We start from the raw sequence: 22110 nt of genomic DNA, 5'->3' as shown, positions 1-22110 counted from the left end.
TCAGAACTCCCGCACGAGCAGGTAATCCGCGACGGCGCGGAGCGTCGCACCCTTCGAGCCGAACGGCTTCAATGCCGCCAGCGCCGCATCGGTCAGCCGCCGCGCCTCGCGCTTCGAGGCCTCGAGCCCGATGACCGCGGGATACGTCGCCTTCTCGGCCGCCACGTCCTTGCCGGCGCTCTTGCCGAGCTTCTCGCTCGTCTGCGTCACATCGAGAATGTCGTCGATCACCTGGAAGGCGAGGCCGAGGTTGCGGCCGAAGTCCGTGAGCGCGGCGAGCTTCGCCGGGGTCGCATTCGCGCTCATCGCGCCGAGGCGCAGGCTCGCCTCGATCATCGCGGCGGTCTTGCGCTCATGAATGAACCGCAGCTGCGCGCGCGTTGCCGGCTTCCCCTCGCCCTCGAGATCGGCCACCTGCCCGGCGATGAGCTGGAGGCTGCCGGAGGCGACGGCGAGTTCACGAATCATCGCGGCGATGGAATGGCGCGCCGACGGCTTCGCCTGCGCGAGAATTTCGAACGCCTGAGTCAGCAGCGCATCGCCCGTGAGCACGGCCACCCCTTCGCCGAAAACCTTGTGCGATGTCGGCCGGCCGCGGCGGAGATCGTCGTCGTCCATGCACGGCAGATCGTCGTGAACGAGCGAGTAGGTGTGGACGCATTCCACCGCGCAGGCGGCCGGCAGCGCCGCCGCCAAATCGCCGCCGCAGGCTTCCGCCGCTGCAAGGCAGAGCACCGGTCGCATGCGTTTCCCGCCTGCGAAGAGACTGTAGCGCATCGCCCGGTGAATGGTCGCCGGCTTCACCGGCGCCTTCGGCAGAAAGCCATCGAGCGCGCGGTCGACTCGATCGGAACAGTTTTTCAGGTAGGCCGGCAAATCCATGCGAGCCGCAGCCTAGCCAAGCGACCGCGACTGACAAGACGCCGCCGCTTCAGCGCCGAGAATTCAGCGCGCCGACGTTGCACAGCCACGTGCAGGCGATCACCGCGAGCAGGGCGACTCCCACCAGGCCGGTGACGACCTCCGGCGGCTTTTGCCCCACGAGCAGCGGTCCCGCACTCGCAAATCCCACCGCCACGACAAAGGCGCCCACCGCACCGAACAGCCATTTTCCGTTCGAGCGATTCGTGAACGTGTAGGCGAACGGAAACGCCGCCGCGACCAGCGTGGCGCCGATGACGAGCGGCGCCGCGAGCCCCGAAAGAATCCCCGTCAGGCAAAGCAAAATGCCCGCGATCACCCCGCCGCCACAGACCCACGCCTCGAGGGTTTCGCCGCGACCGAGGGCGTGCCGGGCGGCGCGATCGAAGACCAGTTGGAAATTCCCGACGGGCCGCGCGACGTGCACCCAGAGCACAAAAAGCATGTAGAGTCCGCTGACGATCCAGCCATACGGCCCGAGCACGGCATTCGCAAACTTCACGACCACCAGCAGACCAATGATCACCAGCCACTGCTTCCCCTCGGTGAACCGCTGCATGAAAAAGCAGTAGTTCAGATACGCGCGGTAGATCGGCGACTTGGCGCGAAACGCCTCCTTCAGGCCCTCTCGCGCGCCCTCGTTCCCGGCCTCGAGCCTCAGCGCCTCGAGGAAATGCTTCTCCGCATCCTCGCGCTGGCCGCGCTGCAAAGCCGTCCAGCCCGCCGCCACGTGCGTATCCGCATCCTCGGGATCCTGCGCCAGCATGTAGGCGATCTGGTCGCCGCTCTCGTGCAGCCGATTCTGGAGGCGCAGCGCGTGCGCGAGCTGATTCGCCGCGCCGCCGTGGTCGGGATTGATGTCCAGCGCGGCGCGGGCGGCCGTCTCGGCCTTCGCCCACTCCCGGCGATGAATGTAGGCCGCTGCCTGCGCGACAAAGGCATCGTCGCACTCGGGGTCGAGCTCGAGCGCGGCGCCGGCGGACTTCAGCGCCTCCGCCGGCTTCCCGAGCTCCACCTCGATGAAGGCCTTCAACGCGTGCAGATGCGCGGCGTCGGGCGCGAACCCGATCGCCCGCCGGATCGTCTCCATCGCGGCCGGGGCGCGGCGCTGGTTCAGCTCGCACAGCGCCAGCCTGGCCAGCGTCTCGGGATCGTTGGGATCCTGCGAAAGCGCCTCGCGAAAGTAGCTCTCCGCCTCGGGATACCGGCCCTGATCCAGGAGAATCGAGCCGCGTTGGGCGTTCGCCGATGCCAGCTCGTCGCTCATTTCTTGAGACCGAGAAACTCCAGCACGTCGTTGTAGAATCCGCCCTGGTTCGAATAGAGCGCGTAGTTCTTCGCGCTCTCGAACCACGCTTTCGTCGAGGGCTTCAGGCTTTTCGCAGCGTCCACGAGCTCGCGCTGCGTGACGGGCACGACCTGCCCGCGCTTCATCGCCTGGGCCAGGCTGCGCTCGATCGCGATCTCGAACACCGCCTTTAAGTCCGCGCCGGAGAAATCCTTCGTTCGCCTGGCGAGGTCGCGCGGATCGAGGTTGGCGATCGGCTTGCCCTTTGCGAGCACCTCGATCACCGACGCGCGGGCGGCCTCGTCGGGCGGCGGCACGAACAGGATGCGGTCGAAGCGTCCCGGCCGACGGAAGGCCGGGTCGACGTGCCACGGGGCATTCGTCGCGCCGAGGATCAGCACGCCGTCGTTTTCCGCGACATTGCCATCCATCTCGGCGAGGAACTGGTTGATGAGCGTGCGTCCGGCGCTCTTGCGCATGTCTCGGCGATCGGCGGCCAGCGCATCGACCTCGTCGAAGAACAGGATCGTCGGCGCATTGTCCCGCGCGAGTTCGAAGATGCGGTGCAGGTTCTTCTCACTCTCACCGATGTAGAGATCGAGAATCTGGTGGATGCCGATCGAGAGAAAATTCGCGTCGATCTCGCCGGCCGTGGCGCGGCTGATGAGCGTCTTGCCGCAGCCCGGCGGGCCGTAGAGCAGCACCCCGCCGCCAGCCTTCTTGCCGTAGGCCTTGAAGAGATCCGGATTCTTGAGCGGATAGAGAATCTTCATCCGAATCTCCTCCTTCACGCTCTCCATGCCGCCGATGTCCTCGAACGTCGTTGCCGGCCGCTCGAGCGCATCGTCGACCGGCGGCTCGATCCCCGGCGCGGCGGCGCCCTCGGCCTCGAGATTCCAGCCCTCGCTCGTCACGCGGCCCCTGGCCGGCGTTTTCTCCGGGTTTTGCAGGAAAAGTTCCTGCTCCAGCGAGGCATCCTGCCGACCGCCCGGCAGCTTCAGGCTCTTTTCGTAGCAGGAGACCGCCGCGTCGCGCTGGCCCTCGGCCATCAAAAACCGGCTGAGCTGCAGCCACGCCGCGGCGTGGCCGGGCTGTTCCTCGACAAAGGCCTCGAGCCGCAGGATCGCCTCGGAAGTCCGGCCCGCCTGGTGCAGAGCCCGCGCCAGCCCGACGCGGGCTTCGGCATGCTGCGGTTCTTTCGCGAGGACCTTCTGGAAGGCTTCCACCGCTTCGTCCACGGAAAGTTCCGCCAGACAAGTCTCCGCAAAAAGGACCAGCAGCGGGACATTGTCGGGGGAGACCCGGACGGCTTCTCGAAGGGAATCGATCTGGGACATGGCGCGGGCCGATTCGAGCGGAGTGGCGACGGAAGATCAAGCGCAGCCGCGCTCCCGACCACGCTTGCTCCTCCCCCGGCGTGTGGCATCATCCCCCATCCATGAAACTCGGCATTCTCGGCTCCGGAAAGGGCTCCAACTTCGCTGCGATTCTGGCCGCCCAGCGCGCCAGTGAACTCGACGTCGAAATCGTGCTGGTGGCCTCCGACTTCGCCGACGCGGGGATTCTTAAGCTCGCCGCCGAGGCCGGCCTGCCCACGCTCGTGATCTCCGAGCCCAGATACCGCACGCGCCTCTCGCCCGATGTCGAGGAACAGCTCGCCCGGGCGCTGCTCGACGCCGGCGTGGAGCTCGTCGTGCTCGCCGGCTACATGCGCGTCGTGAAGGCGCCGCTGCTCGAGGCCTTTCCACGCCGCATCATCAATATCCATCCCTCGCTCCTGCCCGATTTCCGCGGCATCGCCGCCTGGAAGCAGGCGCTCGAGGCCGGCGTCGACAAGGCCGGCTGCACGGTGCATTTCGTCGATGCCGAGATCGACAACGGCGAGATCATCGCGCAGGCCGAGGTGCCCGTGCATCCCGACGACACGCCCGAGTCCCTGCATGCGCGCATCCAGGCGCAGGAGCATCACCTTTATCCCGCCGTCATCCGCCAGATGGCCAAGGAGAACCGATGAGCCGTTTCCGCATCTTCGACCTCAATCCCGAGCAGCAGCTCGCCGCGAAGCACAACGACGGCCCGCTCCTCATCCTCGCCGGCGCCGGCACGGGCAAGACCCGCGTGATCACCGCGCGCATCGCGTGGCTCGTCGCCCACGGCGCGGATCCCGCGTCCATCCTCGCCGTCACGTTCACGAACAAGGCCGCGAAGGAAATGAAGGAACGCGTCGCCGGCATGGTCGACGAAGAGGCCGCAAAGCTCGTCACCACCTCGACATTCCACGCGCTCTGCGTGCGCATCCTTCGCGCGGACGCCGGCCACCTCGGCTACAAGCCGAACTTCAGCATCTACGACGAGAGCGACACCACCGGCCTGCTCAAGAAGATCATCAATCGCGTGACCTCGGCGGACGAAAAATTCGACGTCGGCCTCGCGAAGAATCTCATCAGCAAGGCGAAGAACGCCGGCCACCGGCCGCCGCAGGATGACGAGACGGTCGCCGGCGCCGTCTACGCCCGCTACGAGAACGAACTCCGCGCGCTCAACGCCATGGATTTCGACGACCTGCTCGTGAACGCCGTGCGCCTGCTCGACGGCTTTCCGGAAGTGCGCGACAAGCTCCGCCAGCGCTACCGCCACCTGCTCGTCGACGAGTTTCAGGATACCAACCGCCTCCAGCTCGACCTCGTTTCGCTGCTCGCCGGCGAGGGCCGGCCGGACATCTGCGTCGTGGGCGACGACGACCAGAGCATCTACGGCTGGCGCGGCGCAGAGTCGGCGAACATCCTCGAATTCGAGCGGCATTTCCCGAACCCGACCATCGTCAAGCTCGAGCAGAATTACCGCAGCACGAACGAGATTCTCCAGGCCGCGAACCGCACGATCCGCAACAACACGAAGCGCCGCGGCAAGAACCTCTGGAGCCCGCTCGAGGGCGGCGAGCCGGTGAACGTGCTCTCCGTGCCGGACGACCGCGAAGAGGCGGAATTCATCGTGAACGAGATCGGCGCGCGCCGCGACAACGAGACCGGCTCGTGGGAGGATTTTGCGATCCTCTACCGCATGAACCAGCAGTCGCGCTTCTTCGAGGAGAACCTGCGCCGCATGCGCATCCCCTACCGCGTCGTCGGCGGCAAGAGCTTCTACGACCGTCGCGAGATCAAGGACATCATGTCCTACATGGCCACGCTGCTGAATCCGCAGGACGACGCCGCGCTGCTGCGCATCATCAACAATCCGCCGCGCGGCATCGGCGCGACCACCGTGGAGATCGCGCTCGAGCGCAGCCACGCCGCACACCGCAGCCTCTTCGAGGAACTCACGTCCGAGGAATTTCTCGCCTACATCACGAAGCGCGCCGCCGAGGCCATCCGCAAGTTCACCGACACGCTGGCGGCCGCGCGCATTCGCATCGCCACGCCCGGCTCGGACGCCGCGCACATCATCAGCGAGATGCTCGCCGACTGCGGCTACATCGACGACCTCAAGCGCTCGTGCAAGACGATCGAGGAAGGCGACAAGCGAGAGATCAACGTGAAGGAGCTGCTCGCCAGCCTCGCCGAGCACCAGAAACGCTCGCGCAAGGGCCTGCGCGGCTTCCTCGACGAAGTTTCCCTCGACCGCGATCGCGAGGAAAAGAAGGAGGACAACGCCAAGGGCGTGACGCTCATCACGCTCCACGCCGCGAAGGGCCTGGAGTTCAAGAACGTCTATCTCATCGGCGCCGAGGAGGGCCTGCTGCCGCACGAGCGCTCCAAGGCCGAGGACACCATCGACGAGGAGCGCCGCCTGTTCTACGTGGGCATGACGCGGGCCATGCGCTCGCTCACGATCACGCATTGCCGCAACCGCAACCGCTTCGGCACGGCGACCTTCTGCGAGCCCAGCCGCTTCCTCGAGGAGATCGAGGGCGACGGCGTCGTCCGCAAGAATTTCGAGGAACTCATGAGCGCGCCGGTGAGCGAGGAGCAGTTCGAGAATTCGTTCGCGCGCCTGCGGGAGATGCTGTCGGAATGAGCTGGTCGTATCGCATCGCGCGGATTGCCGGGATCGACGTGCGCCTGCACGGCACGTTCCTGCTGCTTCTCGCATTCTACGCCTACCAGGGCTACCTCAAGGGCGGCCCGATCAGCGCGGGCTGGAGCGTTCTCTTCATCTCGCTGCTGTTCCTCTGCGTGCTGCTGCACGAGTTCGGCCACGCGATTGCGGCGCGGCGCTACGGCATTCGCACACCCGACATCACACTCTACCCGATCGGCGGCGTCGCCCGGCTCGAGCGCATGCCGGAGAATCCGGTGCAGGAGCTCATCATCGCCATCGCCGGGCCGGCGGTGAATGTCGGCATCGGTCTCCTGCTCTGGCTGGGACTCGGGCTTCCGTCGAGCTACGGCGATTTCATCACCTACGGAGAGTCGGTGCGCAGCCTCGCCTTCGATCTCCTCTGGGTGAACGGGATGCTCATCGTCTTCAACCTCATTCCCGCGTTCCCGATGGATGGCGGCCGCGTTCTCCGCGCGCTGCTCGCGATGAAGCTCGACCACAGCAAGGCGACCGTCATCGCCGCGCGCGTCGGCCAGGTTGTTGCCGTGCTGTTCGCCATCGCGGCCTTCGGCATCCCCGGCTACACGAACTTCAATCCCTTCCTGCTCTTCATCGCGTTCTTCATTTTCATGGGCGCCCAGCAGGAAGCCACGCTGGCCGGCATGCGCGCCGCGGTCGCCGGCATGCGCGTCGCCGACGCCATGATCACCCGTTTCCGGACGTTTCCGGTCGCCACGCCCATCGCGATCGCCGCGCAGGAGGCCCTGCACGACACGGAGCCGCTCTACGTCGTGACCGATGCGGATCTCCGCGTTGCCGGTGTCGTCCCGCGGAACCAGCTCCTCGCCGCCGCCTCGTCTCACGCATCGATCGAGTCCCTCGCCACCGTGCTTCCCACCGTCGCCATCGACGCCTCTTTCGACGACGCCTTTCGCCACATGCAGGAAAGCGGCAGCCCCGTCCTGCCGGTCGTGAATCCCGCCGGGCAGATCCTCGGCCTCGTCAGCCTCAACCTCCTGCGCGAGCGCGCGCAGATGCGCCACTAACCACCCACCTCATGCGCCTTCCCACCCACCTCATGCGCCTTCCCGCCCTCCTCCTCGCGACCGTCCTTGCCGCCAATCTCTCCGCCGCGGAGCCCACCGAGGACGCGAAGTTCCAGGCGCTCATCGACAAGATCTGGGCGTGGGACATGAAGACCTACCCCGAGTGGGCCACCTACCTCGGCAAGCGCGAGGGCCTCGACCGATGGACCGACAACTCCGAGGCCGCCATCGTGGCCAACGACGCGCAGACCCGGGAATTCCTTGCCGAGCTCGAGAAGATCGACGCGAAGCAGCTCACGAAGGAGCGTCGGCTCGACTACGACCTGCTGCTGCATGACACCCGCGACTCGGTCGCTTTCCAGAAGTTCCCCGGCGAGCTGCTCGCGCTCAACCAAATGGGCGGCGTGCACCAGAGCCTCGCCGACCTCATGCGCGTCGTCCCGGCGGACCGCGCCGCCGATTTCGACGCCATCCTCACCCGCCTGAAGACCTACCCTCAGGTCGTCGATAACGACATCGCCCTGCTCCAGCGCGGCCTGAAGAGCGGCGTCACCGTTCCCCGCGTGACCCTCGCGACCGTGCCCGCGCAGCTCGCCGCCCTCGTTGACAATGAGACGCTCGACAACCCGATCCTCGCGCCCTTCAAGAAGGACGCCCCGTTTCTCACGCCCGAGCAGCGCGAGAGCTATCGCCAGAAAGGCCTGGAGGCGCTGAAGACGTCCGTGCTGCCCGCGCTGCGCAAGTTCCGGAAATTTGTCAACGAGACCTACATTCCTGGCGCTCGCGAGACGATCGGCCTCGCCGCCCTGCCCGATGGCGCCGCGTGGTATGCGCTCGAAGCGAAGGAATCCACGACGACGGACCTCACGCCGGACGAGATTCACGCCCTCGGTGAGAAGGAAGTCGCCCGCCTCGAGAGCGAGATGACCGCGCTGCGCGAGAAGATCGGTTTCAAGGGCGACAAGAAGGCCTTCGGCGAATTTCTCCGCAAGGACCCGCGCTTTTACTACAAGACGGCCGACGAGCTCGTCGCCGGCTACCGCGCGCTCTGCAAACGCATCGACCCCGTGCTGCCGCATTTTTTCGGCAAGCTCCCGCGCCTCCCCTACGGCGTCGAGCCCGTGCCGGACTACGTCGCCGACGCGAAGCCCACCGCCTACTACGAGGCCGGTTCCCCCGAGGCCGGCCGCCCCGGGACGTATTTCACGAACACCTCGCACCTCGACCAGCGCCCGAAGTGGGAGATGGAAGCCCTCGCGCTGCACGAGTCCGTGCCCGGCCACCATCTCCAGATCGCCCTCGCGCAGGAGATGGCCGAGAAGCCCGAACTGCTCCGCGAGCGCAGCTACACCGCCTTCATCGAGGGCTGGGCGCTGTATTGCGAAGGCCTCGGCAAGGAAATGGGCTTCTACAAGGACCCCTACTCCGAATACGGCCGCCTCAGCTACGAGATGTGGCGCGCCGTCCGCCTCGTCGTCGACACAGGCATCCACGCGAAGGGCTGGACGCGCAACCAGGCCATCGCCTACTTCCGCGAGCAGAGCGCGCTGAGCGAGCAGAACATCAAGGTCGAGGTCGACCGTTACATCGTCTGGCCCGGCCAGGCCCTTGCCTACAAGATCGGCCAGCTCAAGATCCTCGAGCTCCGCAAACGAGCCGAAACCGCGCTCGGCGAGAAGTTCGACATCCGCAAATTCCACGACGTCGTCCTCGGCGAAGGCGCCGTGCCGCTCGACGTGCTCGAGCGCCGCGTGGACGAATGGATCGCCGCGGAGAAGGCCGGGAAAAGCTAGCTCTCTGCGAGTCCTTTTGGAGGCTCACAAACCCGGTTCCGGAGGGATTCCGGATCGATTTACTCTGTGAAAGCGGGCTGGTCAGCCTTCGACCAGCCCTGGTCGAAAGTTGCCGAGGACTGGTGGATGATTGACCAGCCCTGGTCGATCGTTCACCAGCGCTGGTCGATCACTCACCAAGGCTGGTGGAAGGCTCACCAGGGCTGGCGGGTTGTTCACCAGGGCTGGTCGACCGCTCACCAAGGCTGGTGAAGGACTGCCCAGGGCTGCTCTACGATTGACCAGCGCTGGTCGATCGCTCGCCAGGGCTGGTCGGGAATCGACCAGCGTGCTCGCTCAGTGAACGGGGGCGGGGGTGAGGGCGGCCTGGAGGTCGTCCTCGGGGGCCAGTTTTTTGCGGTTCTTGGCCACGAGCATGTAGATCGCGGGGACGACGAACAGCGTGAAGGCGGTGCCGATGAACATGCCGGTGCAGAGCACGATGCCGATGGAATTCCGCGCGCCGGCGCCGGGGCCCGTCGCAATGACGAGCGGGAAGTGGCCGACGATGGTGGCCGCCGTGGTCATGAGAATCGGGCGGAGGCGGGTGGTGCTGGCCTCGATGATGGCCTGGAGCTTGGCGAGGCCCTGCTCCTGAAGGTGGTTCGCGAATTCCACCATGAGGATGGCGTTCTTGGCGACGAGGCCGACGAGGGTGATGAGGCCGACCTGGCTGTAGATGTTGATCGAGGTGAAGCCGAAGAAGGTGAACATCAGCGATCCCGAAAGCGCGAGCGGGACGCTGCCGAAGAGGATGATGAGCGGGTCGCGGAAGCTCTCGAACTGCGCGGCGAGCACGAGGTAGATGAGCACGAAACTGAGCATGAGGACGGGCAGGAATTTGCTGCCCTCGACGCGGAGCTGCCGCGACTGGCCGGCGTAGTCGATGCTGTAGCCGGCTGGCAGGCTGTTCTTCACTTCGTCCTCGAGAACCTTGAGCGCGCTGTCGAGCGGGACGCCGGGCGGGATGACGCCCTGGATGCGGACGGCATTCATCTGTTGGAAGCGGTTGAGCGAGCGCGGCTGGGCGGTGGTCTCGATGGTGGCAAAGGTGGAGAGCGGGACGAGCTTGCCCTGCGGACCGGTGACGTAGATGTCGCCGAGTTGGTCGGTATTCAGGCGATCAACGCGCTTGATCTGCGGGATGACCTTGTAGCTGAGGCCAGAGTTACTGAAGCGGTTCACCCAGTTGCCGCCGAGCATGGTGGAGAGGTCGGCGCCGACCTGGGAGAGATTGATGCCTTGGGCGCGGACCTTGTCGCGGTCGAAGACGACCTCGGCCTGGGGCTGGTCGTATTTCAGATCGGCGTCGGCGAACTGGAAGACACCGCTGGCGAAGGCCTTCTGGACGAGCTTGTTCGCGACCTCGAGCAGGACCTTGGGCTCGGCGGTGGAGCCGATGACGAAGTCGACGGGGAACTGCGCGCCGCCGGGCAGCGGGGCGGGCGTGATGGGAATGATGCGGACGCCGGGGACCTTGCTGAACTCCATCGCGGCGGCGGCCTGGATGGCCTCGGTATTGCGTTTTCGCTCGTTCCACGGCTTCGTCACCATGCCGCTGAAGCCCATGGCGGGATTGATGATCTCGAAGATGCTGGCGGCCTCGGGGAAGCTCTTGAAGACGTCGTAGATCTTGCCGGCAAAGAGCGTGGTCTGCTCGAGCGTGGCGTCGGCGGGGCTTTGCACGATGCCGAAGACGACGCCCTGGTCCTCGACGGGGGCGAGCGTGGTCATCGAGAACATGAAGAACGGGACGGCAAGCAGCGAGACGACGGCCCAGACGAGCAGGATGGCCGGGCGGTAGTTCATCGCGCGGGTGAGGAGCCCGGAGTAGAGGCGGCGGACGCTGTCGAACCGGCGATTCACGACGCCGGCGAACCCACGGTCGCTCGCGCCGGCCTTGAGGAGCTTCGACCCGAGCATCGGCGAGAGCGTGAGCGCGACGATACCGGAGATGACGACGGCGCCGGCCAGCGTGAAGGCGAACTCGCGGAAGAGCGCGCCGGTGAGGCCGCCCTGCAGCGCGACGGGCGTGTAGACGACCACGAGGGTGATCGTCATCGCAATGATCGGGCCGAGCAACTCGCGGGCGCCGTAGATCGCGGCATTGAACGGCGTCTGCCCCTCGTGGAGGTGGCGCTCGATGTTCTCCACGACGACGATGGCGTCGTCCACGACGAGACCGACGGAGAGCACGATCGCGAGGAGCGTGAGGAGGTTCAGCGTGAAGCCGAACATCGCCATCAGCAGGCAGGCGCCCACGAGGGAAATCGGGATGGCGATGACGGGAATGATGACGGCGCGGACGGAGCCGAGGAACAGGAAGATGACCGCGATGACGATAAGAAGCGTCTCGGTGAGGGTCTTGACGACGTCGTGAATCGCGCTGTCGATGTAGACCGTGGAGTCGTAGGCGACGTCGGCGCGGAGGCCGGAGGGCAGACCGGCTCGAATGGCAGGCAGGGCCTCGCGGACGGCCCGGATGACGTCGAGGGAGTTCGCGGTCGGGAGCACCCAGACGCCCATGAAGGTGGCGGTCTGGCCGTCGAAGCGCACGGCGTCGTCGTAATTCTCGCTGCCGAGTTCGACGTCGGCGATCTCGCCGAGGCGGATGACGGTGTTGCCGGACTGCTTGACGATGAGGTCGCGGAATTCCTCGGGCGTCTTCAGGTCGGTATTCGCGACAAGGTTGACGGCGGTCATGCTGCCCTTCGTGCGGCCGAGGGCGGAGAGGTAGTTGTTCGCGGTGAGCGCCTCGCGCACGGTGGTGGGAGAAATGCCGAGCGCGGCCATCTTGTCGGCCTTCAGCCAGATGCGCATCGCAAAGGTGCGGTTGCCGAGGATGTCGGCGCGCTGGACGCCGGCAATGGCGGTGATGCGCGGCTGGACGACGCGGAGCAGATAATCGCTGATCTGGCTCGCGTTCATCGTGTCGGACGCAAAGCCGATATACATCGCGGCGATCTCGTTGTCGGCGAGCTCGACGGTGATCTGGGAGGACTCCGCCTCGGGCGGGAGGTCGTTTCGCACCTGCGCGACCTTCGCCTGGATCTGCGTGAGCGCGGCGTTGACGTCGTAGTTGAGTTTCAGGTGCACGGTGATCGTGCTGAGGCCCTGCGCGCTGGTGCTCTCGATGTAATCGATGCCGTCGGCGCTCGCGATGGAGCGCTCCAGCGGCGTGGTGATGAAGCCTCGAACGAGGTCGGCATTCGCGCCGACGTAGGCGGTCGCAATCTTGACGACGGCGATGTCGCTGCGCGGATACTGGCGCACCGCGAGGCCCTTGATGGCCTGCAATCCCGCAATGAGGATCGCAATGTTGATGACAAGGGCCAGCACCGGCCGGCGCACAAACAGGTCGGTGAGCTTCATCGCGGAAAACTAACTATCGGCGGGCGTGGGGGCGGCGGAATTCGCCGGCTGCGTGGCGTTGCTGCGTTCGACGGCGGCCTTCGGCATGAGTTTGAAACCACCGGTCGTGACGACTTCTTCGCCGGCCTTCAATCCCTTCACGACGGAAACCTGGTCGCCGCGCTGGGCGCCGAGGGAGACAATCTGCTGGCGCACGCCGTCGTAGGAGTGGCCGTCCTTTTCGTCCTTCATGCTCTCGATCACGAAGACCGAATCGCCGTAGGGCGCGTAATTGATCGCCGTGACGGGCACCGCGATGACCTTCTCCCTGGCCGGCAGCATGACCTCGGCATTGACGAACATGCCCGGGCGCAGGATCTGGCCGGGATTCTCGAGGGTGGCCTGCACCATGACGTTGCGGGTGGCCTCGTCGACGATGGAATTCACCGAGGTGATCCGACCCGTGAACGACTGGCCGGGCAGGCCGTCGGCCTTCACCTTCACATCGCGGCCAACCGTAAGATCCTGCAATTTCTGCTGCGGCAGCGAGAAGTTCACGTAGATCGGGTCGAGCGACTGGAGCGGAACGACGGCGTTTCCACTCTGGAGATACTGGCCAAGATTGACCTCGCGAATGCCGAGCACCCCGGTAAAGGGAGCGCGGATGACCTTGCGCTCGATCGTCGCCTTCATCTCGGCAACGGCGGCCTCGGACTGACGATACTCCGCCTGCGCGGCGTCGAAATCGGACTGCGACGAGACGCGCTTCTGGAGCAGGCCCTGCTGGCGCTCGAGATTCGACTTCGCCAGCGCCAGGCGAGCCTGCGCGGAGTTGAGCTGGGCTTCCTCCTGCTTCGTGTCGAGTTTGACGAGGGGATCGCCCGCCTTGACCTGCTGGCCGGATTCGAAAGTGATCTTTTCGACAATGCCGGGGAGATCCGTGCTGACGATCACGCCCTGCACGGCCTGCACCGTGCCCACGGCGGGCAGCGTCGGCTGCCACGCCTCCTCGACAAGTTTCATGGACGTCACCGCTGTCGGCGGCATCGTCCATTTCATGTTCGCGAATTTCGCGAACTGAGCAACCTTGAAGAGAACCAACCCCCCGATCACCGCCGCCAGGACGGCGCCGACAATCAGGAGAGAGAGCCAGGTCCTAGGCTTGGGCATACGCCGCGGTAGCCGGCGCGACGGCCTGGCCAACGATCGCCTGGTGCACAAACTTCGTTTCCGCGAGGTGCAGGCCATCCTGGAGTTTGCGGCTGATGCGGATGAACTCGGCGCGCTCTTCCTCCGTGAGAGTCGCGGGAATCGCGGAGACGAGGCGGAAATAACCGGGCAGCACCTTCTTGAGCAGCTCGCGGCAGGCGGGCGTGCTCTCGACACGCATCGAGCGGCGGTCGGTCGGATCGATGGCGCGGCCGACGAAATTGTCACGCTCGAGGGTGTCGAGCAGGCCAGTCATCGTCGCGCGGGTCACGCCGATCATTTCGGCGAGCTCGGAGGGCTTGCGGGTGATGCTTTCGTCGATGCCCAGGAGCAACATCACGGCAAAACGGCCGGGAGTGATGCCATGCTCCGCGAGATAACGGCCTTCGACCTCGGACACCGCCTCGCCCGTGCGAAGGGCGGTAAGGAAAAGATCGCAAGCTGCCGAATCAAATTCCGGCTGGGACTTGGCGGCTTCGAGAAGGGAGCTGTGACGAGGTAATTCGTTCATGGTCAGTGCATTCATAGGTGTGACGGAGCTATTAATCGACTTGATGGATTATGCCATAAGAAATAAGGGCGCATATAGGAACCGCAAGTCTTTTTCAAGACTACGTCTCAAAAATCGCGTTTCGCAGTTCATTTGCGTGTAGCAAACCTCACAAACTGCGACAGGTTGCCTGATTATCGAGGCAAAAGGCGTCTTTCGCAGCGCGCTAATGAAATTTTTCACCTCGGGCGAGCATTTCGACGATCGCCGTGAGCCGCCGATTCCGCGTTTCGGGGCGTTTTGCCGTCTGCAGGCGATAGACGATCGCGTAGATATTGGCGCGGTTGAGAGTGGCGAAGAAGGCCCTGGCTTTCGGCTCCCCTTCCAGCGCGGCAAGGAAGTCCGCGGGCGGGACGGCGTTTCGCGGCGAATCGTAGGCAGCGGCCCAGCGGCCATCAGCCTTTGCCGCATCCACTTGCGCCAATCCGGCGGGACTCATCCGGCCCGCGGCGATCAATCGCTCCGCATGGCCGGTGTTGACCCGTGACCATCCGCTGCGCGGGCGACGCGGCGTAAATTTCTGCAGCCAGGAATCTGCATCGAAGCTCTTTTTCTGCCCGTCGATCCAGCCATGGCACAGCGCCTCGTCGAGCGCCTCGGCATACGAGACCGATTTTTCGCCGGAGCCTTTCTTGAAAAGACGCAGCCAGAAGCCCTCGGGCCGCGCATGATGAGTTTCGTGCCATTTCCGCAGCTCCGCCGGCGTCGCGAAACTCAGGATCTCCTCTGTCACGCCGCCCCCTCCGCCGCCATCGCCGCGAGGGCATTCACCGTTTTCCAATTTCGCGTGGTCGCCCCGACACCGAGTTTTCGCTCGAACGCGGCATTCGACAGCTTCGTGCGACCATAGCCTCCGGGACAGTGCAGGTGGATCTCGTTTCCGATTCGCTGAAACGCATCCGGCGAATCCGGGAGGTCATCCAGCTTCCGCAAGGCGACGGCGGGCGGCGGCGCGTCGAGGAAGGTCACGTAGAGGGCCTCAGGATCGACGCCGGGTTTCCCGAAGAAGGGATTGGCGGCGAGGATTTTCTCCCACTCCGCGGCGTCGCGGAGAATCACCGGCACCGGGAAGCCGAAATCGCGCTCGATCGCCGCTTCGATCAGCCGTCTCGATTTGTCGGGTTTCCCGATGGCGGTAAAAACGACGTTCCCGCTTTGCAAATACGTGCGGACCGCGCCCAAGCCGGCGGATTCGAGCACTTCGCGCAGGCGAGCCATCGGCACCGGCCGGTGACCGCTTACATTGATGCCTCGCAGCAGGGCGATTCCCGTCATGGCAGGGTGACTCTTGCGGCCGAAGAACCGGGGAGCAAACGGAAAATCCGCGGGAATTTCCGCCAGGGGACGAATCTGCTTTCCACTTCGATGCGGGAACAATACTGAGGGCCTCGTTAACTTCCAAATTTCCGGATCATGACTTCCTCAATCGTTCCCTGGAAAACCGCGTCGTCCGCCTTCAGCCTTGGAGTGAACTCCGAGGGCTGGAATCTGGCCACCACCTCGAACGACGACGTGTCCCCGCGGACGTTCGTCACCGAAGTGACGTTTGCCGAGCCCTTCACCGGCGCGCCGCTGGTGCAGGCCTCGCTCGCGGGCTTCGACATCGACCAGCGCGACAGCGCCCGCGTGAGCGTGGCCGTCACGCAGGTCACACCCACCGGCTTCACCCTCGCGGTGACGACCTGGCGCGAAACGCGGGTCTACGGTGTCGAGATCACCTGGCTCGCCCTCGGCCACTAAAGCCGCACGTTCACCAGCCTGCCCGGAGATTCCGCCACCGGGCTCTCTCGCAAAAAGTCGCGCAACCCCGCGAGGGCGTGCTACGATTCTTGCACCGCGAATCTGTTGTCTTGAAAGCTCCTGACCTTCCGCCCGACGAGGCCCAGCGCCAGAAATCCCTCGAGTCCCTGAACATCCTGGAAACCGCGATCGAGGAGCGGTTCGAGCGCGTCACCCGGCTCGCGTCCCGATTGATCGGCGTGCCCATCGCGGCCATCACGATGGTCGACGGCGGCCGCCAGTGGTTCAAATCCGTCCAGGGACTGAACGGGACCGAGACCTCGCGCGAAGTCTCCTTCTGCGGGCACACCATTCTCGGGGACGACGCCTTTGTCGTCGAAGACGCCTCCCAGGACGAGCGCTTTGCCGACAATCCGCTCGTCACGGGCGATCCGAGCATTCGCTTCTACGCCGGGATGCCCGTGCGTTCGCCCGATGGCCACAAGATTGGCGCCCTTTGCGTGATCGATCGCGAACCCCGCAAGCTCACCGCCTCGCAGATGGAGGATCTCAAGGACCTCGCCGCAATGGTCGAAGTGGAGATCAAATCCAAGCAACTCGCCGTCGCACAGTTACGCATGAACGAGGAACTCGCCGCCGCGAAGAAGGCCGTGCTCGTCGACCCGCTCACGCGCCTCTGGAACCGCGCCGGCGGCGAGGAATTTCTCGCCCGCCAGCATCAGGTGGCCGCCCAACGCCGCGAGAAATTCTGCATCGCGATGCTGGACATCGATTTCTTCAAGAAGATCAACGACACCTACGGCCATTCCGTCGGCGACGAGGTGCTGCGCGAAGTGGCGCGCCGCATTCTTCGCAGCATTCGTAACGACGATTTCGCCTGCCGCATGGGCGGGGAAGAATTCCTGCTCGTCATTGCGGACCCTCTGGCGACCGACGCCATCAACATCGCCCAACGCGTGCGCGAGGCGGTGCGCGGAACGCCGATCGAATCCGAGGGCCACTCCATCACCGTCACGATCAGCATGGGGCTGGCCTATTTCGATCCCGCGGAACTCGTCACGACCGAGGAAGTCATCCGCCTCGCGGACGCCGGCCTTTACCGAGCCAAGGAAAGCGGTCGCGACCGGATCATCTCGCACATCGAGAACGGCGCGTAGGCTCCGCGATCGCCTCCAGCGCGATTCGCAGCGCCTCGACATCGCCGGTCGGCACGATCGTCAGTCCCGGCCTCGGCGTCAGCCCGCACGCCTCGCTGGCAATCACCGGCACACCCGCCGCGAGCGCCCGCAGCAAGCGCCGCGGTTGATGTTCGATCCATGCCGGAAGCACCACCGCGGCCGCGCCGTCCAGCCAATCGCCTTCCGAATGGGACAGGCGAACGTCGCGCCAGAAATCCTCCCCTTCGATCACGGGCCCGACAAGCCGGAGCGGCAGCTCGAGAGCGAGGAGCGCCTCGCGCAATTCGCAGGCGCCCTTGCGTGCGAGGGTGCTCACAGGAAACACGATCTCCGTGCCCCGACGGGCGATCGACACGGCGGGCATTTCCCAGTCCACAGGGCGAGCGCGCGAACCGGCGAGCGTGGCGATGGCCGCGTGCGGCGTCACCCAGGCCCGGGCGGCGGCGAGAGCCCGGCGTTCCCATTCCACGATTTCGGCCGGGGCTCGAAAGTCGGCGAGTGTCGGACTTTCCGGACGAGCGAGGGCGGCCCGATCGAGCCGCGCCTCCATTTCGTGCAGCGGCAGACGCGTCATCAGCACGTCGAATGTCCGGCCCCCGAGCCAGCCGTCGCGCCAGAGGAAGGGCAGGAGATTCTGGCTGATCGTGAGATGCGGCGCGAGCGGCGGAATCCGGCGGGCCAGCGCGATCGCCATCGCCTCGTCCATCGCGAGCAAAGCGCGCTGCCGCGTCGCTCCCTGGCTCGCCAGCCGACGGGATGTGATCGACCGCCGAAGCACCGTAAACGGCGCCTGGTGCACGGCTGCGAAACCCTCGCTCAACCAGCGATAGGCGCGGAGCCCAAGCCGGCGACCATCCATCGGCAGCAACAGGTGATCCGCCGGCTGGCGATGGGCGCACATCCAGCCGTCGTGCTCGGGCATCCACGCATCGACCACCCAGGCGTCCCCATGGGTGCGGGGCAGCGACACGGCCTCCGCGTGCCGAAAACAATCGGCCCTGCCGCAGGTCTCGCAGCTCTCCGCCGCCCGCAGGCCCGTCGCGCATCCGGGCGCAATCTCTCGCGCCGACGGCAGGCCGGTCGCCGAGGCAAGCCGCACGATCAATTCATCGGCCGACAATTCCGCCGCAATCCGGGTGTCCTCCTTCGCCCGGAAACGCAGGTCGACGTAATTCCAGAAGACCGTGGCATCGCGGCCGGCGAACCGACTGTCCGAAACCTGCCGGGTGTGGGCGTGCCGCTCGACGATCTCGAGCCCGGCCTGCAGCGCGACGTCGTGGAGCGCATTCGAAAGCTGGCAAAGGCCGCCGCCGATATTGGGAATCACGCAGCCCTCCCGCAGCTCGCGCCCATTGACGAATCCCCGCCGCCGCGTCGCGCGCCCCACATTCGCCCAGAAGCTGAACACCTCGCCCGCCGGGACGACGAGGCCATCCAGCGCGCGGGCGGCCAGTCGCAGATTCTGCACCTTCCCCGCCTGCAACGCCCACTCGGCCGCAGAGATCTGGGCATACAGCGGGGAGCGGGATTCCGCCAGGAGGTGAAAATCCGGCGACAATGGCTGGCGCGCGAGCCGGCGAGGACGGCGCCCCGGAGGCTCGGCCAGCGCCCGCTTCCACCGGAGCATGGTCGCCTTCGCCAGGAAAACGGCCGCGCCCCAGCGCGTCGGCTGGTCGCGCAAGGACCGTCGCAGGGCGAGTTTCGCGTCCATTTTCGAGAGCGAGAGGATATCGCATGCCCCGCCCTCCCGCGCCAGCGCATAGCGCGGTCTCGCGAGCTAGCCGCCGGCGATCGCGCCGAGCACGACGAACGGTTCCGCGCCACTCGCGACGATGTCCGGGAGCGGAGCGTCGACGGAATCGTGCGAGAGATCCTGCTGGCACGCAAAGAAGCGCACAAACGCCCGGCGCTTGAGCGTGCCGTGGTCGCGAATCGCCCCCCGCAGCATCGGATACTTCATCTCGAGCGCGTCGAGCACCGAGCGGATCGTCACCGGCGCTCCGACCTCGAGCTCCACATCGCCGTCGACTCGGGCCAGCGTGCGCAGATGGGCCGGCAGGACGACCCGGATCATGGCACCGTCTGCACTTCCACCGACAGCACCGCCGGCAGATCGCGCACGATGGCATTCCAGGAATCGCCCGCGTCGGCGGAGCAATAGACCTGGCCGCCGGTCGTGCCGAAATACACCCCGCAGGGATCGAGCGCATCCACCGCCATCGCGTCACGCAGAACGTTCACGTAACAATCCCGCTGCGGCAGCCCCTTCGTGAGCGCCTCCCACTCCCCGCCGCCCGTGCGGCTGCGCCAGACCTGCAACGCCCCGTCGATTGGAAAATGCTCGGAGTCGCTCTTGATCGGCACCACGTAGATCGTCTCGGGCTCGTTCGCATTCACGTCGATCGGGAAGCCGAAGTCCGTCGGCAGGTTGCCGCTCACCTCGCGCCAGTTGTTGCCACCGTCATCACTGCGCATCACGTCCCAGTGCTTCTGCATGAAGAGCGTCTCCGGATTCGCCTTGTGAAACGCGATATGGTGCACGCAATGACCGACCTCCCCGGTAGGATTCGGCATGAAATTCGAGACGAGCCCCTTGTTGATCGGTCGCCACGTTTTTCCGAAATCGTCGCTGCGGAATGCACCCGCCGCCGAGATCGCAACGAACATCCGGCCGGCGTTCACGGGGTCGAGCAGGATCGTGTGCAGACACATCCCGCCGGCTCCCGGCTGCCAGAGCGGGCCGGTATCGTGCTGGCGCAGGCCGGAGAGCTCGGTCCAGGTCGCGCCGCCGTCCTTCGACTCGAAAAGCGCGGCATCCTCCACCCCGGCGTAGACATGGTCCGGATCGGTGAACGAGGGCTCGAGATGCCAGACGCGCTTGAATTCCCACGGATGCTGCGTGCCGTCATACCATTGATGCGTGCCGGGCACGCCGTCGTAGAGAAACGCGTTTCCGACCGGCGCCCACGTGGCGCCACCGTCGTCGGAGCGCTGGATCACCTGCCCGAACCACCCGCTGGAAACCGAGGCGTAGAGGCGATTGGGATCCACCGGCGATCCCTTGAGGTGATAGATCTCCCAGCCGGCGAAATGCGGCCCGCTCACCTCCCACCGCTCGCGCTGGCCATCGGACGTGAGGAGAAATGCTCCCTTGCGGGTGCCGACAAGGACTCGGATCGTGCTCATGAGGTTTTGAAATGACGACGAACGAGGGAGCGTCATCCGGACATCGTTTCCCGGGATTCTTTTTGACGATTGCCGCCTTCGCCGGGCCGGGAGTATGGCACAGGACATGCGAATTGGCATCCTGACAATCGCGGCGCTGGGAAGCGCGCTCGCGGCTCATGGCGCGGAACAAAGTCTCTGGGGCGTCTACGAGACCACCCTCAAAAAGGCGAAATACGTCGACCTCACGCATACGATCACGCCGACGATTCCCGTCTGGACTGGCTTCGGGCCGGCCCGGTTCGCGCAGACCGTCGACCCGAAGACCGGCAAGCCCTACGCCTACGCGACCGACGGCTTCGTCGCGACGGCCTACTCGCTCGCCACCGATCAACTCGGCACGCAGCTCGACCCGCCCGCGCACTGGGCGCCGGAATACCCTGCCATCGACGAGCTGCCGCCGACGTTTGCCGTGCGCCCGCTCGCCGTCATTTCGATCGTCGAGCAGGTGAAGGCCGACCCGAACTACGCCCTGCAGGTCGCCGATATCGAGGCGTGGGAGAAGCGCAATGGCCGCATCCCGGAGGGCTCCGTCGTCTTCGTGCGGTCCGACTGGTCGAAGCGCTGGCCCGATCCCGCGCTCGCCACGCTCCCCCAGTTTCCTGGCGTGAGCCTCGCAGCCCTGAAATTCCTCCACGAGCAGCGGCACATCCTCTTCCACGGCCACGAGCCGCTCGATACCGACAGCACGCCGACGCTCGAGGGCGAGCACTGGCTCATGCACCACGGCTACGCGCAGGCCGAAGGAGTCGCGAATCTCGACAAGGTCCCCGAGACCGGCGCGCTCGTCGCGATCGGCTACCCGAAATTTGCCGGTGGCACGGGTGGCTACGCACGATATATCGCGATCTGCCCGCCCGACTGGAAATCCGGCGTCACGATCGCCGACACGCCCGACGCCCCGCTGCCGAAGAGCGACAAGCCGCTCCACTGGGACGAAAAAGTCGGCCGTCGGGTGCGCTGATCGAGCCTTCGCGCCCGGGCTCCCGCCGCTAGCAGCCCGGGTCGGAGCCAAAAGCCGGGCTCCCGAGGAAAAGCTTCCGCAGCAGCGCATCGCGAGCGGCATCCGGCACATCGCGGGCAAGCATCTTCAGCAGTCGGCCGTCCTTGCCGACCAGCTTGCGCGCCGGCGGTTTCTTCGCCCTCAGGACGGCCAGCACCGCCTCCGCCACGACTTCCGGCGGGCTCCCTTCCTGTTCCGATTTCAGCATGGCCTCGGTAAACTTGCGAAGCTGAGAGCCATAGCGCCGCTGGCCCTCGGGCGGCAGGGCGGCGATGGTCGACTCGGTGGCCGCAGCCAGTTTTTCGGCGGAGCCGGAGTCGATCGAGGCCGGCTGGATGCACGTCACAAAAATTCCCGCCGCGTGGAGCTCGAGCCGCAGCGCATCGCTGATCGCCTCGATCGCGTGCTTCGACGCCGTGAGCGCGGCCCCAAAGGGAATGGTGATCATCCCGCCGACGGACCCGATGTTCACGATGCGGCCCCGCCCCCGGTGCACGAGCGGCAGGAAGGCCTGCGTCACCGCGACGACGCCGAAGACATTGACTTCGAAGGCCTGGCGAAACCGCGCCGGCGGCGTGAACTCCAGCGGCATGACGTTGCCCACGCCCGCGTTGTTGATAATGGCCCGGAGCCCGGCGGCGCCGGTTTCGCGGGAAATCCGCTGGCGCGCGGCTTCGATGGAGCCGGCATCCGTCACGTCGAGCACAACCTCGTCGACCCCCTCGGCGG

General features: G+C 65.8%; 19 protein-coding genes. 7 read left to right on the top strand and 12 right to left on the bottom strand.

The features are described from left to right. The 3 genes from VIM61_03810 to VIM61_03800 are packed head-to-tail and all read right to left on the bottom strand — an operon-like array spanning position 1 to position 3546. A complete protein-coding gene (locus tag VIM61_03810) occupies positions 1–882 on the bottom strand; it encodes a farnesyl diphosphate synthase (protein HEY8899511.1) in 882 nt (293 codons plus the stop codon). A 49-nt stretch (positions 883–931) separates the two neighbouring features. Next, on the bottom strand, positions 932–2188 hold the full coding sequence (locus VIM61_03805) for a tetratricopeptide repeat protein (GenBank protein ID HEY8899510.1): 1257 nt from the start codon (positions 2186–2188) through the stop codon (positions 932–934). Beyond that, complete coding sequence (locus tag VIM61_03800) at positions 2185–3546, bottom strand: tetratricopeptide repeat protein (protein HEY8899509.1); 1362 nt, start codon at positions 3544–3546, stop codon at positions 2185–2187. Before VIM61_03800 ends, VIM61_03805 begins: the two co-directional genes overlap by 4 nt. Before the next feature lie 101 nt (positions 3547–3647). Here VIM61_03800 and purN point away from each other — a divergent pair, with 101 nt between their 5' ends. Genes purN through VIM61_03780 form a run of 4 tightly spaced genes read left to right on the top strand, consistent with a single transcriptional unit; the run spans position 3648 to position 9086 of the window. After that, positions 3648–4223 carry a phosphoribosylglycinamide formyltransferase gene (gene purN, locus VIM61_03795; GenBank protein ID HEY8899508.1) on the top strand — a complete coding sequence of 192 codons (576 nt, stop codon included), beginning with the start codon at positions 3648–3650 and terminating at the stop codon, positions 4221–4223. Next, complete coding sequence (locus VIM61_03790; protein ID HEY8899507.1) at positions 4220–6223, top strand: UvrD-helicase domain-containing protein; 2004 nt, start codon at positions 4220–4222, stop codon at positions 6221–6223. Before purN ends, VIM61_03790 begins: the two co-directional genes overlap by 4 nt. Beyond that, a complete protein-coding gene (locus tag VIM61_03785; GenBank protein ID HEY8899506.1) occupies positions 6220–7293 on the top strand; it encodes a site-2 protease family protein in 1074 nt (357 codons plus the stop codon). The genes VIM61_03790 and VIM61_03785 overlap by 4 nt, the downstream gene beginning before the upstream one ends. A gap of 11 nt (positions 7294–7304) precedes the next feature. Beyond that, a complete protein-coding gene (locus tag VIM61_03780) occupies positions 7305–9086 on the top strand; it encodes a DUF885 domain-containing protein (GenBank protein HEY8899505.1) in 1782 nt (593 codons plus the stop codon). A gap of 336 nt (positions 9087–9422) precedes the next feature. Here VIM61_03780 and VIM61_03775 read toward each other — a convergent pair whose 3' ends face one another. From VIM61_03775 to VIM61_03755, 5 genes are all read right to left on the bottom strand, one after another. Continuing rightward, a complete protein-coding gene (locus tag VIM61_03775; protein ID HEY8899504.1) occupies positions 9423–12497 on the bottom strand; it encodes an efflux RND transporter permease subunit in 3075 nt (1024 codons plus the stop codon). Positions 12498–12506: 9 nt separating this feature from the next. Next, positions 12507–13646 (bottom strand): efflux RND transporter periplasmic adaptor subunit, encoded by a 1140-nt coding sequence (locus tag VIM61_03770; protein HEY8899503.1) that lies wholly within the window; start codon positions 13644–13646, stop codon positions 12507–12509. Beyond that, positions 13633–14196 carry a MarR family transcriptional regulator gene (locus tag VIM61_03765; protein HEY8899502.1) on the bottom strand — a complete coding sequence of 188 codons (564 nt, stop codon included), beginning with the start codon at positions 14194–14196 and terminating at the stop codon, positions 13633–13635. Before VIM61_03765 ends, VIM61_03770 begins: the two co-directional genes overlap by 14 nt. A 205-nt stretch (positions 14197–14401) precedes the next feature. Next, a complete protein-coding gene (locus VIM61_03760) occupies positions 14402–14968 on the bottom strand; it encodes a YdeI/OmpD-associated family protein (protein HEY8899501.1) in 567 nt (188 codons plus the stop codon). After that, on the bottom strand, positions 14965–15510 hold the full coding sequence (locus tag VIM61_03755; GenBank protein ID HEY8899500.1) for a DUF1697 domain-containing protein: 546 nt from the start codon (positions 15508–15510) through the stop codon (positions 14965–14967). The genes VIM61_03760 and VIM61_03755 overlap by 4 nt, the downstream gene beginning before the upstream one ends. A 138-nt stretch (positions 15511–15648) precedes the next feature. On the opposite strand from VIM61_03755, the gene VIM61_03750 reads away from it, so the two are divergent. Both VIM61_03750 and VIM61_03745 read left to right on the top strand, forming a co-directional pair. After that, positions 15649–15975, top strand: coding sequence for an H-type lectin domain-containing protein (locus tag VIM61_03750; GenBank protein HEY8899499.1), 327 nt, complete (start codon positions 15649–15651; stop codon positions 15973–15975). A 110-nt stretch (positions 15976–16085) separates the two neighbouring features. Continuing rightward, complete coding sequence (locus VIM61_03745; GenBank protein HEY8899498.1) at positions 16086–17132, top strand: sensor domain-containing diguanylate cyclase; 1047 nt, start codon at positions 16086–16088, stop codon at positions 17130–17132. On the opposite strand, the gene VIM61_03740 is transcribed toward VIM61_03745, so the two are convergent. From VIM61_03740 to VIM61_03730, 3 genes are all read right to left on the bottom strand, one after another. Continuing rightward, the gene (locus VIM61_03740; protein ID HEY8899497.1) at positions 17104–18864 is read right to left on the bottom strand and encodes a VanW family protein; all 1761 of its coding nucleotides are present in this window, start codon (positions 18862–18864) and stop codon (positions 17104–17106) included. The two genes, VIM61_03745 and VIM61_03740, sit on opposite strands and share 29 nt — an antisense overlap. A gap of 66 nt (positions 18865–18930) precedes the next feature. After that, on the bottom strand, positions 18931–19227 hold the full coding sequence (locus tag VIM61_03735) for a MoaD/ThiS family protein (protein ID HEY8899496.1): 297 nt from the start codon (positions 19225–19227) through the stop codon (positions 18931–18933). Continuing rightward, positions 19224–20339 (bottom strand): sialidase family protein, encoded by a 1116-nt coding sequence (locus tag VIM61_03730; GenBank protein HEY8899495.1) that lies wholly within the window; start codon positions 20337–20339, stop codon positions 19224–19226. The genes VIM61_03735 and VIM61_03730 overlap by 4 nt, the downstream gene beginning before the upstream one ends. A gap of 94 nt (positions 20340–20433) precedes the next feature. Between VIM61_03730 and VIM61_03725 the strand changes: the two genes are divergently transcribed. Further along, a complete protein-coding gene (locus VIM61_03725) occupies positions 20434–21342 on the top strand; it encodes a cyclase family protein (protein ID HEY8899494.1) in 909 nt (302 codons plus the stop codon). A gap of 28 nt (positions 21343–21370) precedes the next feature. Here the strand turns inward: VIM61_03725 and VIM61_03720 are convergent. After that, positions 21371–22110, bottom strand: a 740-nt coding sequence (locus VIM61_03720) for an SDR family NAD(P)-dependent oxidoreductase (protein HEY8899493.1), incomplete at its 5' end; no start/stop codon positions are given.

This window comes from Chthoniobacterales bacterium (assembly GCA_036569045.1).
Taxonomy (GTDB): domain Bacteria; phylum Verrucomicrobiota; class Verrucomicrobiia; order Chthoniobacterales; family JAATET01; genus JAATET01.
This window is presented reverse-complemented; position numbering and strand designations above follow the sequence as displayed.

Excerpts from the sequence above, each read along its gene's own strand:
- VIM61_03810 (HEY8899511.1), bottom strand. The coding sequence starts at position 882 with ATGGATTTGCCGGCCTACCTGAAAAACTGTTCCGATCGAGTCGACCGC.
- VIM61_03805 (HEY8899510.1), bottom strand. The coding sequence starts at position 2,188 with ATGAGCGACGAGCTGGCATCGGCGAACGCCCAACGCGGCTCGATTCTC.
- VIM61_03800 (HEY8899509.1), bottom strand. The coding sequence starts at position 3,546 with ATGTCCCAGATCGATTCCCTTCGAGAAGCCGTCCGGGTCTCCCCCGAC.
- purN (HEY8899508.1), top strand. The coding sequence starts at position 3,648 with ATGAAACTCGGCATTCTCGGCTCCGGAAAGGGCTCCAACTTCGCTGCG.
- VIM61_03790 (HEY8899507.1), top strand. The coding sequence starts at position 4,220 with ATGAGCCGTTTCCGCATCTTCGACCTCAATCCCGAGCAGCAGCTCGCC.
- VIM61_03785 (HEY8899506.1), top strand. The coding sequence starts at position 6,220 with ATGAGCTGGTCGTATCGCATCGCGCGGATTGCCGGGATCGACGTGCGC.
- VIM61_03780 (HEY8899505.1), top strand. The coding sequence starts at position 7,305 with ATGCGCCTTCCCACCCACCTCATGCGCCTTCCCGCCCTCCTCCTCGCG.
- VIM61_03775 (HEY8899504.1), bottom strand. The coding sequence starts at position 12,497 with ATGAAGCTCACCGACCTGTTTGTGCGCCGGCCGGTGCTGGCCCTTGTC.
- VIM61_03770 (HEY8899503.1), bottom strand. The coding sequence starts at position 13,646 with ATGCCCAAGCCTAGGACCTGGCTCTCTCTCCTGATTGTCGGCGCCGTC.
- VIM61_03765 (HEY8899502.1), bottom strand. The coding sequence starts at position 14,196 with ATGAACGAATTACCTCGTCACAGCTCCCTTCTCGAAGCCGCCAAGTCC.
- VIM61_03755 (HEY8899500.1), bottom strand. The coding sequence starts at position 15,510 with ATGACGGGAATCGCCCTGCTGCGAGGCATCAATGTAAGCGGTCACCGG.
- VIM61_03750 (HEY8899499.1), top strand. The coding sequence starts at position 15,649 with ATGACTTCCTCAATCGTTCCCTGGAAAACCGCGTCGTCCGCCTTCAGC.
- VIM61_03740 (HEY8899497.1), bottom strand. The coding sequence starts at position 18,864 with ATGGACGCGAAACTCGCCCTGCGACGGTCCTTGCGCGACCAGCCGACG.
- VIM61_03735 (HEY8899496.1), bottom strand. The coding sequence starts at position 19,227 with ATGATCCGGGTCGTCCTGCCGGCCCATCTGCGCACGCTGGCCCGAGTC.
- VIM61_03730 (HEY8899495.1), bottom strand. The coding sequence starts at position 20,339 with ATGAGCACGATCCGAGTCCTTGTCGGCACCCGCAAGGGAGCATTTCTC.
- VIM61_03725 (HEY8899494.1), top strand. The coding sequence starts at position 20,434 with ATGGCACAGGACATGCGAATTGGCATCCTGACAATCGCGGCGCTGGGA.